The organism is Ruegeria sp. AD91A (genome assembly GCF_003443535.1).
In the GTDB taxonomy this organism is placed as follows: domain Bacteria; phylum Pseudomonadota; class Alphaproteobacteria; order Rhodobacterales; family Rhodobacteraceae; genus Ruegeria.
Window position 1 is genome coordinate 168217 of the sequence record NZ_CP031946.1, and the last position, 14321, is coordinate 182537.

The 14321-nt window shown below is 58.9% G+C and carries 19 protein-coding genes and 3 tRNA genes; 17 read left to right on the forward strand and 5 right to left on the reverse strand.

What is annotated here, in order from left to right; translation table 11 throughout:
* Positions 1-245: 245 nt before the first annotated feature.
* On the reverse strand, positions 246-1058 hold the full coding sequence (locus D1823_RS00820) for an HNH endonuclease (RefSeq protein ID WP_117868166.1): 813 nt from the start codon (positions 1056-1058) through the stop codon (positions 246-248).
* A gap of 366 nt (positions 1059-1424) precedes the next feature.
* Positions 1425-1499, reverse strand: a tRNA-Thr gene (locus D1823_RS00825).
* Between the two features lie 83 nt (positions 1500-1582).
* Here D1823_RS00825 and D1823_RS21785 point away from each other — a divergent pair.
* The 16 genes from D1823_RS21785 (at position 1583) to D1823_RS00900 (ending at position 10920) form a co-directional block, all read left to right on the forward strand.
* Positions 1583-1738, forward strand: a complete 156-nt coding sequence (locus D1823_RS21785) for a hypothetical protein (RefSeq protein ID WP_162896728.1) — start codon at positions 1583-1585, stop codon at positions 1736-1738.
* A gap of 6 nt (positions 1739-1744) precedes the next feature.
* Positions 1745-3013 carry a UDP-N-acetylglucosamine 1-carboxyvinyltransferase gene (murA, locus tag D1823_RS00830; RefSeq protein WP_117868168.1) on the forward strand — a complete coding sequence of 423 codons (1269 nt, stop codon included), beginning with the start codon at positions 1745-1747 and terminating at the stop codon, positions 3011-3013.
* Positions 3010-3486, forward strand: a complete 477-nt coding sequence (locus tag D1823_RS00835) for a DUF2948 family protein (protein WP_117868170.1) — start codon at positions 3010-3012, stop codon at positions 3484-3486. The genes murA and D1823_RS00835 overlap by 4 nt, the downstream gene beginning before the upstream one ends.
* Entirely contained in the window at positions 3487-4008 is a 522-nt protein-coding gene (locus D1823_RS00840) for a GNAT family N-acetyltransferase (RefSeq protein WP_117868172.1), read from the forward strand.
* Positions 4009-4069: 61 nt separating this feature from the next.
* Positions 4070-5371: a histidinol dehydrogenase gene (gene hisD / locus D1823_RS00845; protein WP_117868174.1), complete on the forward strand. Its 1302-nt coding sequence runs from the start codon at positions 4070-4072 to the stop codon at positions 5369-5371.
* Between the two features lie 98 nt (positions 5372-5469).
* Positions 5470-5949, forward strand: a complete 480-nt coding sequence (locus D1823_RS00850; protein WP_117868176.1) for a UPF0262 family protein — start codon at positions 5470-5472, stop codon at positions 5947-5949.
* 3 nt (positions 5950-5952) lie between these two features.
* Positions 5953-6405 (forward strand): low molecular weight phosphatase family protein, encoded by a 453-nt coding sequence (locus tag D1823_RS00855; protein WP_117868179.1) that lies wholly within the window; start codon positions 5953-5955, stop codon positions 6403-6405.
* A gap of 2 nt (positions 6406-6407) precedes the next feature.
* Positions 6408-6806 (forward strand): ketosteroid isomerase-related protein, encoded by a 399-nt coding sequence (locus D1823_RS00860; protein WP_117868181.1) that lies wholly within the window; start codon positions 6408-6410, stop codon positions 6804-6806.
* Positions 6799-7392, forward strand: a complete 594-nt coding sequence (locus D1823_RS00865) for a GNAT family N-acetyltransferase (RefSeq protein ID WP_117868183.1) — start codon at positions 6799-6801, stop codon at positions 7390-7392. Before D1823_RS00860 ends, D1823_RS00865 begins: the two co-directional genes overlap by 8 nt.
* Before the next feature lie 63 nt (positions 7393-7455).
* Positions 7456-7725, forward strand: a complete 270-nt coding sequence (locus tag D1823_RS00870; RefSeq protein WP_117868185.1) for a DUF4242 domain-containing protein — start codon at positions 7456-7458, stop codon at positions 7723-7725.
* 67 nt (positions 7726-7792) lie between these two features.
* Positions 7793-8668 (forward strand): carbon-nitrogen hydrolase family protein, encoded by an 876-nt coding sequence (locus D1823_RS00875; protein ID WP_117868188.1) that lies wholly within the window; start codon positions 7793-7795, stop codon positions 8666-8668.
* Positions 8669-8759: 91 nt separating this feature from the next.
* The gene (infA, locus tag D1823_RS00880) at positions 8760-8978 is read left to right on the forward strand and encodes a translation initiation factor IF-1 (RefSeq protein WP_005978431.1); all 219 of its coding nucleotides are present in this window, start codon (positions 8760-8762) and stop codon (positions 8976-8978) included.
* 11 nt (positions 8979-8989) lie between these two features.
* On the forward strand, positions 8990-9568 hold the full coding sequence (locus D1823_RS00885; RefSeq protein WP_117868190.1) for a nucleoside triphosphate pyrophosphatase: 579 nt from the start codon (positions 8990-8992) through the stop codon (positions 9566-9568).
* A complete protein-coding gene (locus D1823_RS00890; RefSeq protein ID WP_117868191.1) occupies positions 9565-10587 on the forward strand; it encodes a ribonuclease E/G in 1023 nt (340 codons plus the stop codon). Before D1823_RS00885 ends, D1823_RS00890 begins: the two co-directional genes overlap by 4 nt.
* Positions 10584-10766, forward strand: a complete 183-nt coding sequence (locus tag D1823_RS00895) for a DNA gyrase inhibitor YacG (RefSeq protein WP_117868192.1) — start codon at positions 10584-10586, stop codon at positions 10764-10766. Before D1823_RS00890 ends, D1823_RS00895 begins: the two co-directional genes overlap by 4 nt.
* A 79-nt stretch (positions 10767-10845) precedes the next feature.
* Positions 10846-10920, forward strand: a tRNA-Phe gene (locus D1823_RS00900).
* 496 nt (positions 10921-11416) lie between these two features.
* Here D1823_RS00900 and D1823_RS00910 read toward each other — a convergent pair.
* From D1823_RS00910 to D1823_RS00920, 3 genes are all read right to left on the reverse strand, one after another.
* Positions 11417-11491 (reverse strand) — tRNA-Gln (locus D1823_RS00910).
* A 90-nt stretch (positions 11492-11581) separates the two neighbouring features.
* Entirely contained in the window at positions 11582-12571 is a 990-nt protein-coding gene (locus tag D1823_RS00915) for an NADPH:quinone reductase (protein ID WP_117868193.1), read from the reverse strand.
* Between the two features lie 95 nt (positions 12572-12666).
* Positions 12667-13128, reverse strand: a complete 462-nt coding sequence (locus tag D1823_RS00920) for an SH3 domain-containing protein (RefSeq protein WP_117868194.1) — start codon at positions 13126-13128, stop codon at positions 12667-12669.
* A gap of 198 nt (positions 13129-13326) precedes the next feature.
* Between D1823_RS00920 and D1823_RS00925 the strand changes: the two genes are divergently transcribed.
* Positions 13327-14313 carry a D-glycerate dehydrogenase gene (locus D1823_RS00925; protein WP_117872586.1) on the forward strand — a complete coding sequence of 329 codons (987 nt, stop codon included), beginning with the start codon at positions 13327-13329 and terminating at the stop codon, positions 14311-14313.
* Positions 14314-14321 lie beyond the last annotated feature (8 nt).

Consider the following 14321-nt stretch of genomic DNA (forward strand, 5'->3'; position numbering starts at 1 on the left):
CGGTCAAGCCGTCGTTCGCTGCACTTGCAATATAGGACTGCTCGTGGTCGTAATTACACATTCCAACAAACTGATTTATCGGCAACTTTGTCCCGCATCTCGTACATAGGGACCGGTTTGACAAGCGTCAGTTTCCGCCGGAAGCGGTGCTTCGAGATCGAAACCACAGTTGGGCACCCGTCAATGGCCGCTTGGCGTTGGAGACCTCCCTACCGCGATCAGTTCAGGGAATGCGTCGATACGTGCTAAGCCGGCTCAATCTCGGCCAACTTCTCAATCAGCTTACGGTTCAACTCATCCCCATGCGCCCCGAAATGAATTTCTCGATGAACTGTCGGGCAGATTGCTGCCACGTAACGGGGATCGTCAGGCCCATCATCCGATAGCCGCCGGGTATGATGCACCTCAAGATAAGGTCGTCCCGATGGCGTTTGGAATGGCGCTGGTTCTCCGGTTAGTTCACATCTCCCGTTGGCTCGTGCCAAGACGTAGTCACGAACCGTGGCTGACCTCTTTCGATAAGCGACTCGCGCCTCCCGCCAGTTCTTAGCCCGCTGAGGCTTAGCTGCTTTCTGTGCCGCACTACGAAGCCTTTCAATCGGTAATTCTGCCTCGGCTTCATCAGGCTCATCGCGAACGGTCTGCACGTCCGCCGAAGCTCTGACGAGATGAAAGCGGATGCATTCACGGTTGTTTCCGTCAGTGTCTAGACCTTTGAATGTGTCCCACGATTGGCACGCAAATCGCCCAATGAAACGAACAGGAAGCCCTTTCCCTAGGGCCTCGAATAGTAGTAGGCCCCTTCCGTTGATGTCATGGTCTCGGATGTGGGCGTTCCCAGCCTTGAACTGCATATCACCCTTTTGACCCTCACCGGTATAGAGGAAGACGCCCTCGTGCTGCCAACCATCTTCATAGCCGTGCTGTTCGCCACTCTTGCCGGTGAAGATGAATACAAATTGGCTGTCCTTTGGCGTCGAGATGCCGCCCTGTCGCTGCCCGCCGAAGACGTCGTGAATGTCTTTAGCGCGCGAGTATTCCACTCCTTCAATAAACATGTCGCCCCCCACCTGGATCACTATCCGGTTTAGACAAGATCACACCCCACTTAGACAAGATCACACCCCGCGAAAGCCCCGTGTTTGTCGATCTCCAAATTGCAGCCTGCTATGGGCCCTCCCTTAGAGAGGGTGGCCCTTGCGAAAAAAACTTGCTCCAGACAATATTGGTGCCTCGCAGGTATCCACGTGACCGGCTGAGAGGGTGCCAGGGGGTGGGGTCACCAGATAGATGCAGCCCGTACCTGAATTGCCGCCTCTAGCGACTAAGTCGCCAACGGTTTGCTAAAACAAGTGCGGTGGTCGCCATGTGGTCGCCAACCCCTTGTGGGGCCAAGTCAAAAACCTCGTAAGGCGCTGATTTTATGGTGCTGCTGGAGAGAATTGAACTCTCGACCTCTCCCTTACCAAGGGAGTGCTCTACCTCTGAGCTACAGCAGCGCTGTGGGCGGGTGATTAGACTCAAACGAAACGCGGCGCAAGGGTGTCTGGACGGTTTTTTTCGCCTCCTGTAGAGAAAGATCATGACGGAAAAAAATTCACCCAAAAAACAAGGCAAATCCGGGGATGCGCGCGAAGAGCGGCTGAAAGCGGCGTTGAAGGCCAATATGGCGCGGCGCAAGGCGCAAGCCAAGGCGCGGGCGGCCTCCGGGGACAAACCTGACAAGGACGAGGGATAAGAGCAGATGGATTCGATTCTGGTGACGGGCAACGGCCCGCTGAACGGTCAAATACCGATTGCGGGGGCCAAGAACGCGTGTCTGACACTGATGCCTGCGACTTTGCTGAGCGAAGAACCGCTGACGCTGACCAACGCGCCACGCCTCAGCGACATCAAGACCATGACGGCTCTGCTGCAATCGCTGGGGGCCGAGGTGTCGTCGCTGCAGGATGGTCAGGTGATCGCGATGTCGAGCCACAACCTGACCAGCCAAACGGCAGATTATGACATCGTGCGCAAGATGCGTGCTTCGAATCTGGTGCTGGGTCCTTTGCTTGCGCGATTTGGACAAGCGGTCGTTTCTCTGCCCGGTGGCTGCGCGATCGGAGCCCGTCCGATGGACCTGCACATGGAGGGGCTTGAAGCGCTGGGTGCCGAGATCGAGCTGAAGGACGGTTATCTACACGCCAGGGCTCCGGGTGGGCTGAAAGGCGCGGTGCATGAGATGCGCTTTGCCTCAGTCGGGGCCACTGAAAACATCGTCATGGCGGCAACGCTGGCCAAGGGCACCACGGTTCTGAAGAACGCGGCGCGCGAGCCCGAGATTGTCGATCTGGTCGAATGCCTGCGAAAGATGGGTGCACAGATTTCAGGTGAGGGCAGCTCGACCATAGAAATTCATGGCGTCGACCGGCTGCACGGTGCCACACATCAGGTTGTCACCGACCGGATTGAACTGGGCACCTATATGCTGGCCCCGGCGATTTGCGGCGGCGAGGTCGAGCTGCTGGGCGGGCGCATGTCGCTGGTCGACTCCTTTGCCGCCAAACTCGACGCGGCGGGTGTCAGTGTCACCGAAACCCAAAACGGCTTGAAAGTGGCCCGCAAGAATGGCCGCGTGCAAGCCGTGGATGTGGTTACGGAACCTTTCCCGGGTTTCCCGACCGACCTGCAGGCGCAGATGATGGCGCTGATGTGCACCGCCGAAGGAGTTTCGGTTTTGGAAGAACGTATTTTCGAAAACCGTTTCATGCATGCCCCGGAACTTGTGCGCATGGGCGCGAATATCGAAGTGCATGGCGGCACCGCCACCGTCACGGGTGTCGAAACGCTGAAAGGCGCCCGGGTGATGGCGACAGATCTGCGGGCTTCGGTGTCGCTGATCCTTGCCGGATTGGCGGCTGAAGGCGAGACAACGGTAAGCCGGGTCTATCATTTGGACCGCGGATATGAGCATGTGGTGCGCAAGCTGGAAGGCGTGGGTGCAAAAATCGAACGGATCAAGGGCGAATGACGGACGCAAGTTTTGAAGACGGGCGCGAAGCCCCGCTGAATCTGTGGGCCGAGGATGCAGATGACCTGAAGGTGATCTCGACCCTAGCCCAGGACGCGGTTTTTCCTGTGACCGAGATGAAATGGCAACCGTCGAAGCGCCGCTTCGGCTTGTTGCTGAATCGCTTTCGCTGGGAAGACAAGGATGCCGCCGCCCGTCGTGACCGCCCGTTTGAACGGGTGCAGTCGGTTCTGGTCTTCGATTCCGTTCTGTCCGTGGCCAGTCAGGGCATTGATCGCGGCGAGAAGGACATGGTCATGTCCCTGCTGTCCGTCGAATTCGAACCCGGCGAGGATGGCGCGGGCCAGGTCTTGCTGACACTGGCGGGTGATGGCGCGATCCGCCTGACGGTCGAGGCGTTGGAAGCCACGCTAAAAGACGTCACGCGCCCGTATCAGGCCCCATCCGGCCGGGCCCCGCAACACCCCGAATAGATGCAAAACAAGCGTGGCATTTCTCAGGCGTTTTTGAAGGTGCACGATGGCATCGTATTGCGCCCGGCCACGGTATTCGATGTGTTTGACGTAAGCCGCGTGCTGATCCGGTCGATCACTCAGCTTTGCGTGGCCGATCACAACAACGATCCCGACTATCTAAAACAGTGGACCGCGAACAAAGACCCGGCGACCATCCGGGGCTGGTTCAAGCCGGGATCCCAGATCTGGCTGGCCGAGCGTGAAGGGCAGGTGGCTGCGGTCGGAGGATTGTTCGAAACCGGCAAGATCACCTTGCTCTATGTTGACCCGGATCACGTGGGCAGCGGGGTGGGGGCCGCACTGCTCAACCGGCTGGAGCGGCAACTGGTCGCGTGCGGCTGTTCCGAGGCGCATCTTGATGGCACCCGGACTGCGCGCGAGTTCTATCTGCGCCACGGCTGGCAGGTCACGGGGCAATGCAGTGACCGTCAGGACCTGTCCTGCTTTGCCATGCGCAAATCGCTGCACCCCGCGGGCTGAGGGTTGAGGCCGCGCCCCGTGGGCGATATGTCCCGTGGCGCAACGCCCGGAGTGCCAGACCATGCCCGTTTTCCTCGACGCCACATCGCCCGATTTCGAAGCCGCCTTCCAGACCCTTCTGTCTGCCAAGCGCGAAGACAGTCCGGATGTGGATGCAGTTGTGGCGCAGATCATCGACGATGTACGCAACCGGGGCGACGCGGCAGTCATCGAACTGACCGCGAAATTCGACCGGCTGGAGCTGACGCCCGAAACGCTGGCCTTCAGCGCGCAGGAGATTTCAGATGCGGTGGCGCAAGTCGGGTCCGAAAACCGCGCGGCGCTGGAGCTGGCCGCCGGCCGGATCCGGGCCTATCACGAACGGCAGATGCCCGAGGATCACCAATGGACTGACGCGGCGGGCGCAACGCTGGGCTGGCGCTGGTCTGCGGTCTCTGCTGCGGGGTTGTATGTGCCCGGCGGGCTGGCCTCTTACCCGTCCTCGGTTTTGATGAATGCCATTCCGGCCAAGGTGGCGGGCGTGGACCGGCTAGCCATCGTGGTGCCCACGCCGGACGGGAAGGTGAATCCGCTGGTGCTGCTGGCGGCACAATTGTCGGGCGTGGACGAAGTGTATCGCATCGGCGGAGCGCAGGCCGTGGCGGCGCTGGCCTATGGCACCGACACCATCGCACCGGTCGACAAGATCACCGGCCCGGGCAATGCCTTTGTGGCGGCAGCCAAGCGGCGCGTCTTTGGCAAGGTCGGCATCGACATGATTGCGGGCCCCTCGGAAATCCTGGTCATTGCCGACAAGGACAATGACCCGGACTGGATCGCACTGGACCTGCTCAGCCAGGCCGAACATGATGAAAGCGCGCAATCGATCCTGATCACCGACGACGCCGCATTTGGCCACAGCGTTGCCAAGGCTGTCGAAAAGCGCCTCGAAACCCTGCAACGCCGCGTCATCGCCGGGGCCAGCTGGCGCGACTTTGGCGCCATCATCACAGTACGCGATCTGGACGAGGCCGCGGCGCTTTCCAACCGTATCGCCCCGGAGCATCTGGAGCTTTGCGTCGCGGACCCGGTCGCGCTGAGCGAAAAGACCATCCACGCCGGGGCAATCTTTCTGGGCCAATACACCCCCGAAGCCATCGGTGATTATGTCGGCGGCCCCAACCACGTGCTTCCAACGGCCCGTTCTGCCCGGTTCTCGTCCGGGCTCAGCGTGATGGATTTCCTCAAACGCACGACACTCAGCCAAATGACCCCCAAAGCCCTGCGCGCGATCGGTCCCGCCGCTGAACAGCTGGCGCAATCGGAAAGCCTCGAGGCGCACGGCCTTTCGGTCACGGCGCGCCTGAACCGCCTGAATGGCTGAAATGGCGCAAAGACAGGGCATGTATGGCGCTTCTCTGCGTTGCCGATGGAATGCCGTTGTTATAGGTCTGTGCTGACACAAGGATAGTTGCCGTAAAGATGACCCGTATTTCGCATATCGAACTGGATGACCGAAACCTGCCGCCTCCGACCCCCGAGATCGAGCAGGAACGCAAGGTTGCCATCTATGATCTGCTGGAAGATAACAGCTTTTCGCTGCCCAAACGGGATGACCGTGTCGCACCTGATGGGCCTTACCACGTGCAGCTGTCGATCCGCGACAAACGGCTGGTCTTTGATATCGAGACGGAAGAGGCCGAAAAAGCCGCTGAATTTCACCTGTCGCTTGGCCCGTTCCGGCAGGTGGTCAAGGATTATTTCCAGATCTGTGAAAGCTATTTCGACGCGGTCAAGACCCTGCCGCCGAGCCAGATCGAGACCATCGACATGGCCCGCCGCGGCATCCACAACGAAGGCAGCCGCGTTCTACAAGAACGGCTGGAGGGAAAAGCAGAAGTGGATACTGATACGGCCCGACGCCTGTTCACGCTGATCTGCGTGCTACATTTCGGGGGCTGACGGGTGAAGCCTCTGCCGCAGTCGGTCCTGTTCTGTTGCGACCATAACTCGGTTCGATCTCCGATGGCCGAGGGGCTGATGAAGAAGTTTTACGGCACGGGCACCTATGTCCAGTCCGCTGGCGTGCACAACGATCTGGAAATCGACGGGTTCTGTATCGCGGCATGCCACGAAGTGGGTGTCGAACTGTCCCGCCACCGCTCGCGCTCCTTTGACGAGATGCAGGAATGGGGCGACGATCTCAGCTCGTTTGACCTGATCGTGGCGCTGTCACCCGCCAGTCAGCGTCAGGCGCTGGAACTGACCCGGGTTTTTCACCTCGATGTCGATTATTGGCCAATAATGGACCCTACCGGGATGGGCGAGACCCGCGAACAAAAGCTACATCACTACCGACAGACCCGCGATCAGATCATCAAACATCTGAAAGATCGCTGGGGCGAACCTACGGAGTGACCATGAACCAGACCGTTAAAACCTATTTCGAAGCCTTCAATGCCGGTGACGTGGATGCCATGCTGGCCTGCCTGTCCGATGACGTGGCCCATCACGTGAACGAAGGCCAGATCCGCACTGGCAAGGAAAAGTTCGCCGCGTTCTGCGCCCATATGAACCGCTGCTACAAAGAGAACCTGACCGACATCATTGTGTTCGAAGCGCAGGGCGGCACCCGCGCGGCGGCTGAGTTTATTGTCAACGGGACTTATCTGGTAACGGACGAAGGCCTGCCTGACGCGCATGGTCAGACTTACCGCCTGCCTGCCGGGTCGTTCTTTGACCTCAAAGACGGCAAGATCACCCGCGTCACCACGTTCTACAATCTTGCCGACTGGACCAATCAGGTCTCGAATGGCTAAGGTCACCGTCGTCCGCCCCCTGACAGGTGAGGCGCTGGAGCCCGCTCTGGATGACGTTGCCCGCCTGCGGATCAAGGTGTTTCATGACTGGCCGTATCTCTATGACGGCGACCTCGAATATGAGCGGAAATACCTGCAATCCTACCGCGACAGCGACAAGGCCATTGTGGTCGGCGCCTTCGACAAGGACAGCCTGATCGGTGCGTCAACCGGCGCGCCCCTGATCGACCACGCCGAAGATTTCGCTGCGGCCTTCGAGGGCAGAGGCCTTGATCTGAACGACATATTCTATTGCGCGGAATCGGTGCTGTTGCCCGAGTACAGGGGGCAGGGTGTCGGTCACAGGTTCTTCGACGAACGCGAGGCCCACGCCCGCACGCTGGGCTTCACCAAATGCGCCTTCTGCGGTGTGCAACGCCCCGCCGATCACCCGATGCGGCCCAACAATTACCGCCCGCTGGACTCTTTCTGGCGCGCACGAGGATATGCGCCTTTGCCCGGCGCGATCGCGCAGTTTTCGTGGAAAGACATCGGGGAAGAGGGTGAGACGCTGAAGCCGTTGCAGTTCTGGATCCGGGATCTCTGAACGCCAAGCGCAGAAAAAAACCTCGAATCGTGGTATTGATAGGTTTTCTGTGGGGGAAGTGCAATGAAACGCTATGTTATCGAACGCGATCTTCCGGGTGTCGGTTCCATGTCCGGTGAGGAACTGTGCGGCGCATCTGCGAAGTCGAACGAAGCGCTGGCTCAAATACCCGGCGTGCAGTGGGAGCATTCCTATGTTGCCGGTGACAAGACCTTTTGCATCTATCTGGCCGAGAGTGAGGACGCGATCCACAAGCACGCCGAGCTCAGCGGGTTTCCGGCCAACACGATCACCGAAGTTACCACGATCATCGATCCGACGACCGCAGGGTAATTGGGCTGTACTCCGGTCTGTGTCCCCGACTAAGGTCATGCGAATTTGATCGCACGGGGACGCTGCCATGAAAGTCGCAACCGCCGCTTATAACCTCGACTGGCTCGACAGCTGGGCACAATACGAAGATAAGCTGAACCGCTGGGTGTCCCAGGCCGCAGGGCAGGGGGCCGAATTGCTGGTCTTTCCTGAATACGGCGCGATGGAGCTCTCGACCCTGGACGGCGCCGAGGTTGCCGGTGATCTGGAGCGTTCGATCCGGGCCGTCTCAGACCGGATGGAAGATGTACAAAACCTGCACACCCGCCTCGCCAGGGCGTACAAAACCTACATTCTGGGCGCATCTGCTCCGGTTGTGGATGGTCCCGGTCGTCCGGTGAACCGCGCCGCATTCTACGCACCGGATGGCAGTTGCGATCATCAGGACAAACAGATCATGACCCGGTTCGAACGCGAGCAATGGGCCATTGCACCCGGCGGTCCGCTGAAACTCTTTGACACAGCGCTGGGCAAAATCGGTGTTTTGATCTGTTATGACAGCGAGTTTCCCCTGCTGGGCCGCGCGCTGAGTGAGGCAGACCTGATCCTTGTCCCGTCCTGTACCGAAGCGCTTTCGGGCTACTGGCGCGTGCGGATAGGCGCGATGTCAAGAGCGTTGGAAAATCAATGCGTTACAGTTATGGCTTCGCTGGTCGGAAACAACGAGTGGTCCGAGGCGGTGGATATGAACACCGGGGCCGGAGGCGTCTTTGGCCCACCCGACAAAGGGTTCCCGGCCACCGGTGTCCTGGCCGAAGGCACGCTGAACCAACCCGGCTGGACCTATGCGGATGTCGACCTGTCAGCCATCGCTGAGGTTCGCGCCGACGGCCACGTGCTGAACCGAACCCATTGGCAAGAACAGGCCCCCCGAGTCGAATCGGTCACAATATCCGCCCTTTAGGCGATTCCGCCCTTGAAATAAGGCCAGAATAGGCTCATTTAAGCGCACATCCCCGCAGATTCTGCGGGTGCAACGTAATGATGGAGACAACATGGCCAAGGAAGATACGCTCGAATTTCCCGGTGTCGTGAAGGAACTCCTGCCTAATGCGACGTTTCGGGTCGAGCTGGAAAACGGCCATGAGATCATCGCACATACAGCAGGCAAGATGCGCAAGAACCGCATCCGTGTTCTGGCCGGCGACAAGGTTCAGGTCGAGATGACCCCATATGATCTGACCAAGGGTCGGATCAACTACCGCTTCAAGTAACGCCTGCCGCAATGGCGTTTATTCTCGGATCGGGCAGCCCAAGACGGCTGGACCTGCTGGCTCAGCTTGGCGTGCAGCCCGACGCCATCCGCCCACCTGACATCGATGAAACGCCCTTGAAGGGCGAGCTTCCGATTCCGTATTGCAACCGCATCACGCGTCAAAAAGTGCAGGCGGTTCAGTCGGATAGAGACGACGTTACCCTCTGTGCAGATACCACCGTGGCCTTGGGGCGCCGGATACTGGGAAAACCCGAGGACGCGGGACAGGCGGCGGAATTTCTGCATTCCCTGTCTGGTCGCCGTCACCGCGTGATCACTTCGGTTGCGGTCCGGCGCGGAGACCGTGTGCTACAGCGTGATGTCGTCTCACAGGTCAAGGTCAAACGCCTGTCGGATGTCGAGATAAACGCCTATCTGGCGACCGGAGACTGGCGCGGCAAGGCAGGCGCCTATGCCATTCAGGGTCCCGCAGGGGCTTTCATTCCATGGATTTCGGGGTCGTTTACCGGCATCGTCGGTCTGCCCCTGTCCGAGACCGCGGCCTTGCTGCAAGGCATCGGCTATCCACTGTATCGCGAGGCATCATGAAAGGTCGCACCATTGTTCTGGACCACATCCAAGGCCGCGAAGCGGCTGCGCTGATGGTCGACGGCAAGCTGGATGACTTCCTGATCGCCGCAGATGCACCCGCGCCCGGCACGATCTACAGCGCCCGCGCTGATCGCCCGGTCAAGGGGCAGGGAGGAATGTTCCTGACAACGCCCGACGGTCCGGCTTTCCTGCGACAAGTCAAGGGTCTGGCCCCTGGCGTCTTGCTGTTGGTGCAGGTCAGCGGGTTTGCTGAGCCCGGCAAAGCCATCCCGGTGAGCAATCGCATCCTTTTTAAAAGTCGCTATGCCATTGTCACGCCGGATGCCCCGGGCCTGAACATTTCGCGCAGTATCAAGGACGAGGACATACGTGACAAATTGCTTGAAATCGCCCATGAACACATGGGTGATAGCGCCTATGGTCTGATCCTCCGTTCCTGTTGTGCAGGAGCAGATGCCGAGGATATCTCGGAAGATATCTCAGCCATGTTGGCGCAGGCCGAGCAGGTGATGAGTGACGATGGGTCCGAGCCAGAACTGCTCAGCGAAGGTGACAGCCCTCATATCCTTGCCTGGCGCGACTGGACTGACCCGGCCGAAGTCGTGACCCAGACGGGCGGTTTCGAAACCCACGGCGTTTTGGATGCACTGGATACGGTACGCGGAACGTCCGAGCCTTTGCCGAGCGGAGGGCACCTTTACATCGAACCCACGCGCGCACTGGTCGCCGTGGATGTGAACACCGGAGCGGACACGTCAATGGCCGCGGGCACCAAAGCCAATTTTGCCTGCGCCAAGATGCTGCCCCGGGCTTTGCGCGTGCGTGGGCTGGCGGGGCAGATTACGCTGGACCTCGCTCCCATGCCAAAGAAGGATCGCCGCGGGTTTGAATCCGCTTTACGTGCCGCGTTTAGATCAGACCCGGACGAGACGATTCTTGTCGGTTGGACTCCACTGGGCCATTTTGAGTTGCAGCGAAAACGTGGCCGCGTTCCCGTGATGGAGATTCTGAAATGAGCTGCCCGATTTGTGGAGGGGAGACCGCGCAGAAATTTCGCCCGTTCTGTTCCAGACGGTGTGCAGATATTGATTTGGCCAAGTGGCTGAACGGTTCTTATTCGGTTCCATCGCAGCGCGAAGAGGACCTGGAAGCCGAGGTTGACACGCCGGACTCCACGCCCGGGCGACCGCATTGAAAAAATGTGAAAAAGCCTCTGGACACCGCTGGTAGCAAGTCATAGAAGGCCCCCACCCAACGACAAACGTCGTTCCCGTGCCCGGGTAGCTCAGGGGTAGAGCAGTGGATTGAAAATCCTCGTGTCGGTGGTTCGATTCCGCCCCCGGGCACCATTAAATTACTGAAATATTTTGTAAATTCCGAACGTTAAGAGTTCAAAATTTCAGCCGTAAAAGTTATGCACTGTTATGCGCTCCTAATTCGGCTCCGACTTGTCCAAAGATTCAAAAAAAACCAAATCTCCAAGCAAAAACCTCTGCGTCGAGGGCTGGCTATCCTACAGTATGATCGTAGCCCCTATTGGCACGTTCGCCTTTGGGATCCAATGAAGGGCGGATATGTACTGCGGTCCACAAAGGAAAAATCACGGATCGAGGCCATGGAAGTGGCTTAAGAGTTTGCCGACACGTACCGCAGCATAGCCAACAGCGACCACGCCAAGAAGAAAGCCACCAGCTTTGAACACTATGCCAAAAAGCTGATAGGGGTGCAAAAGGGCAAGTCCAAATGGTCGGGTATCCCACCTTGTATCCCACAGCCGGAGGACTGGGATACACGACGGGAGGAAGGGGAGGTTTTCCCTTATTTTTCTGGCTTTTCTGAAAAATATGGCTGGGGTGGTAGGATTCGAACCTACGATACACGGTACCAAAAACCGCTGCCTTACCACTTGGCTACACCCCAACGGTGAGCGGCTATCTACGATTGTTGCTGGCAGGGATCAAGAGCGTTTTGTCAAAAAAACTCACGTTGGACAGATTTTTTTCAGGGCGGTCATTTGGTGTCGATCAACACAGCTCCGGTACGGTTTCCGTCCTGCACCATTGCATGAGCGGACGCGCATTCTTCCAGTGCAAAAACCTTTTGAACAGGGCAGGTCAAAGCGCCATCAGCCAAGGCCCTGTGAAGGGTCTTCACGGCAAGGGTACGCAGATCCGACGGAAGAAGATAAATCAAAATGGTCTCAAGCGTCATGGCTTTGAACATCATCGGTCCGAACGGAAACACGGGGGTCATGTCTTGGGCAGAGCCATAGGCGTTGATGCGGCCGTTCTCGGCGATGACCACGGCGTTTGTTTGAATGTTTCGACCGAATTCGACGTCGACGATTCGACCGATTGCTTGCCCGCCATTTGCTTCGAGAATCTCGGTCGAAAGATCTTTGCTGGCGTAATCAAGTACGATATCTGCCCCGGCTGCCTTGACCCTGTCAAAGTTGCGAGGGCTGGCGGTCGCAATCACACGCGCGCCTGCCCATTTGGCAAGTTGAACAGCCAGAAAGCCGACGGTGCCCGCGCCACCGTGTATCAAGATCGTACGCCCTTCGGGGCAGCCGCCTGAAAACACCGCATGGCTGGCGGTGAGACCGGGGATGCCCAGAATCGCACCGGTCTGTAACGACACTGTATCCGGCAGAGCGACGGCCTGCGCATCGGGAAGAGTGATGTGGCTGGCGGCAGTGCCAAACGGGCGTTGCCATTGCCCGTTCCAGATCCACACGCGTTGACCGATCCGAGATGCGGATACTCCATCGCCTACGGCCGAGATCACACCGGCGCCGTCACTGTGCGGGATGATCAGGGGGAACGGCGGCTCTGTCACGCCCGGTCTGGTCCCAGCGCGGGCTTTGACGTCGGAAGGGTTCACTCCGGAAAAGGACAGCTCTACCGTGACCTCGCCCGGACCCGGCCGGACCGGAGGGAGGTCCTGTATCCGCAGGACATCAGCCGGGTCTCCGAAGGTGGAATATGTAACTGCGCGCATGATCGTCTCCGTTTTGGTCGAGTTTCACAGCATATCGGCGGGAAACTCAAACACCTTGTCACGAGTCCGCGATGAGGGGGAGTTCAGCCCAGTGGTTATTCGCGAATCTCGGACGGGTCGACACCCCAAAGGTTCGATTTCAATGTCCAACCCCGATACCCGCCGGCGGTGATCCGGCACCAGTCCAGCGAACAGGTTCCCAGCCGGGCCACTACCCCGGATTCGAAATGCGCATTCACGGGCGAGGTCGGATCAGGTCGGGCATAGACAGGTAGCATTTCGGCTTCAACCAGCACTGTCCGAACGCCCGACAGCAAAGCGTAGTGAACCCAGCCTCCAGCGCCGTCGCGGTCCTGAACCCTTCGCCAATTGCCGTATTCGGCAGTAACCTGCAGCGGCATGCCGCGTCGTTTGAACACCCAGTCGATTCGGTGTGTCAAAGAAGGTCCGCGTCGAACGTTGCCTTCGGCCGCTTTCATCGAGACATAACGGGGTAGGGGCAGGTTGGTGACTGATCCACGTTTCACGTCGGCATGAGCAGCCCACGCGCCGAGCATGACCAGAAATACGGATAATCCCGCCAGACAACGGCGTTTTACCGGTCGAATACCACTCACTGACTGCCTGCTCTTATGCCTGTTGATCCGGTTCCGAAAAAAGGTCGACTCAATGCCAAAGGGGTTCTTGTGCCCCGCCTTTTCCTGCGCCACGATGCCATGGCGCGCGTCCGTTTGCAAAGCAGTGGGAGGGCCGAGGTGCCAAGAGAACGTTTGAGTGTTGTCGTTACGCGACGGTTGCCCGAAGCGGTCGAAACACGTTTGAGCGAGTTATTTGACGTGCGCTTGCGCGACGATGACACTCCGATGACGCGCGAGGAACTGGTGGCCGCAGTGCAAGACGCCGATGTGCTGGTGCCTACGGTAACTGATGCGATTGATAGCGGTCTACTGGGGCAGGCGGGCGAAAAGCTGAAGCTCATTGCCAATTACGGGGCTGGTGTCGACAATATTGATGTATCCACAGCGCGTCAGCGCGGTATTCTGGTGTCGAACACGCCGGGTGTGCTGACTGATGACACCGCCGACATGACGATGGCCCTGATCCTGGCAGTTACCAGACGCATTCCCGAAGGTCTGAGTGTGATGCAGCAAGGAGATTGGTCCGGCTGGGCACCCACCGCTTTTCTGGGAGGTCGTATCGGAGGTCGCCGTCTGGGTATTCTGGGCATGGGACGGATCGGGCAGGCAGTAGCGCGGCGTGCAAACGCGTTTGGAATGCAGGTCCACTATCACAACCGTCGCAGGCTGCGCCCAGAGACTGAGCAGGAGCTGGAGGCAACCTATTGGGAAAGCCTGGATCAGATGGTCGCGCGGATGGACGTGATCTCGGTCAATTGCCCCTCAACGCCGTCGACTTTCCATCTGATGAACGCACGTCGTCTGAAACTGATGAAACCCTCGGCAGTGATCGTAAACACGTCACGTGGCGAAGTCGTGGATGAAAATGCCCTGACCCGGATGATTCGTGCAGGTGAAATTGCGGGGGCGGGGCTGGATGTCTACGAACAGGGCACTGACGTGAACCCGCGCCTGCGGCAGCTGCCCAATGTGGTTCTGTTGCCTCATATGGGATCGGCAACGCTGGAGGGCCGGGTAGAGATGGGCGAGAAGGTCATTATCAACATCAAGACTTTCGAAGACGGCCACCGCCCGCCGGATCAGGTTGTGCCGGCGATGCTGTAGCACTCCGG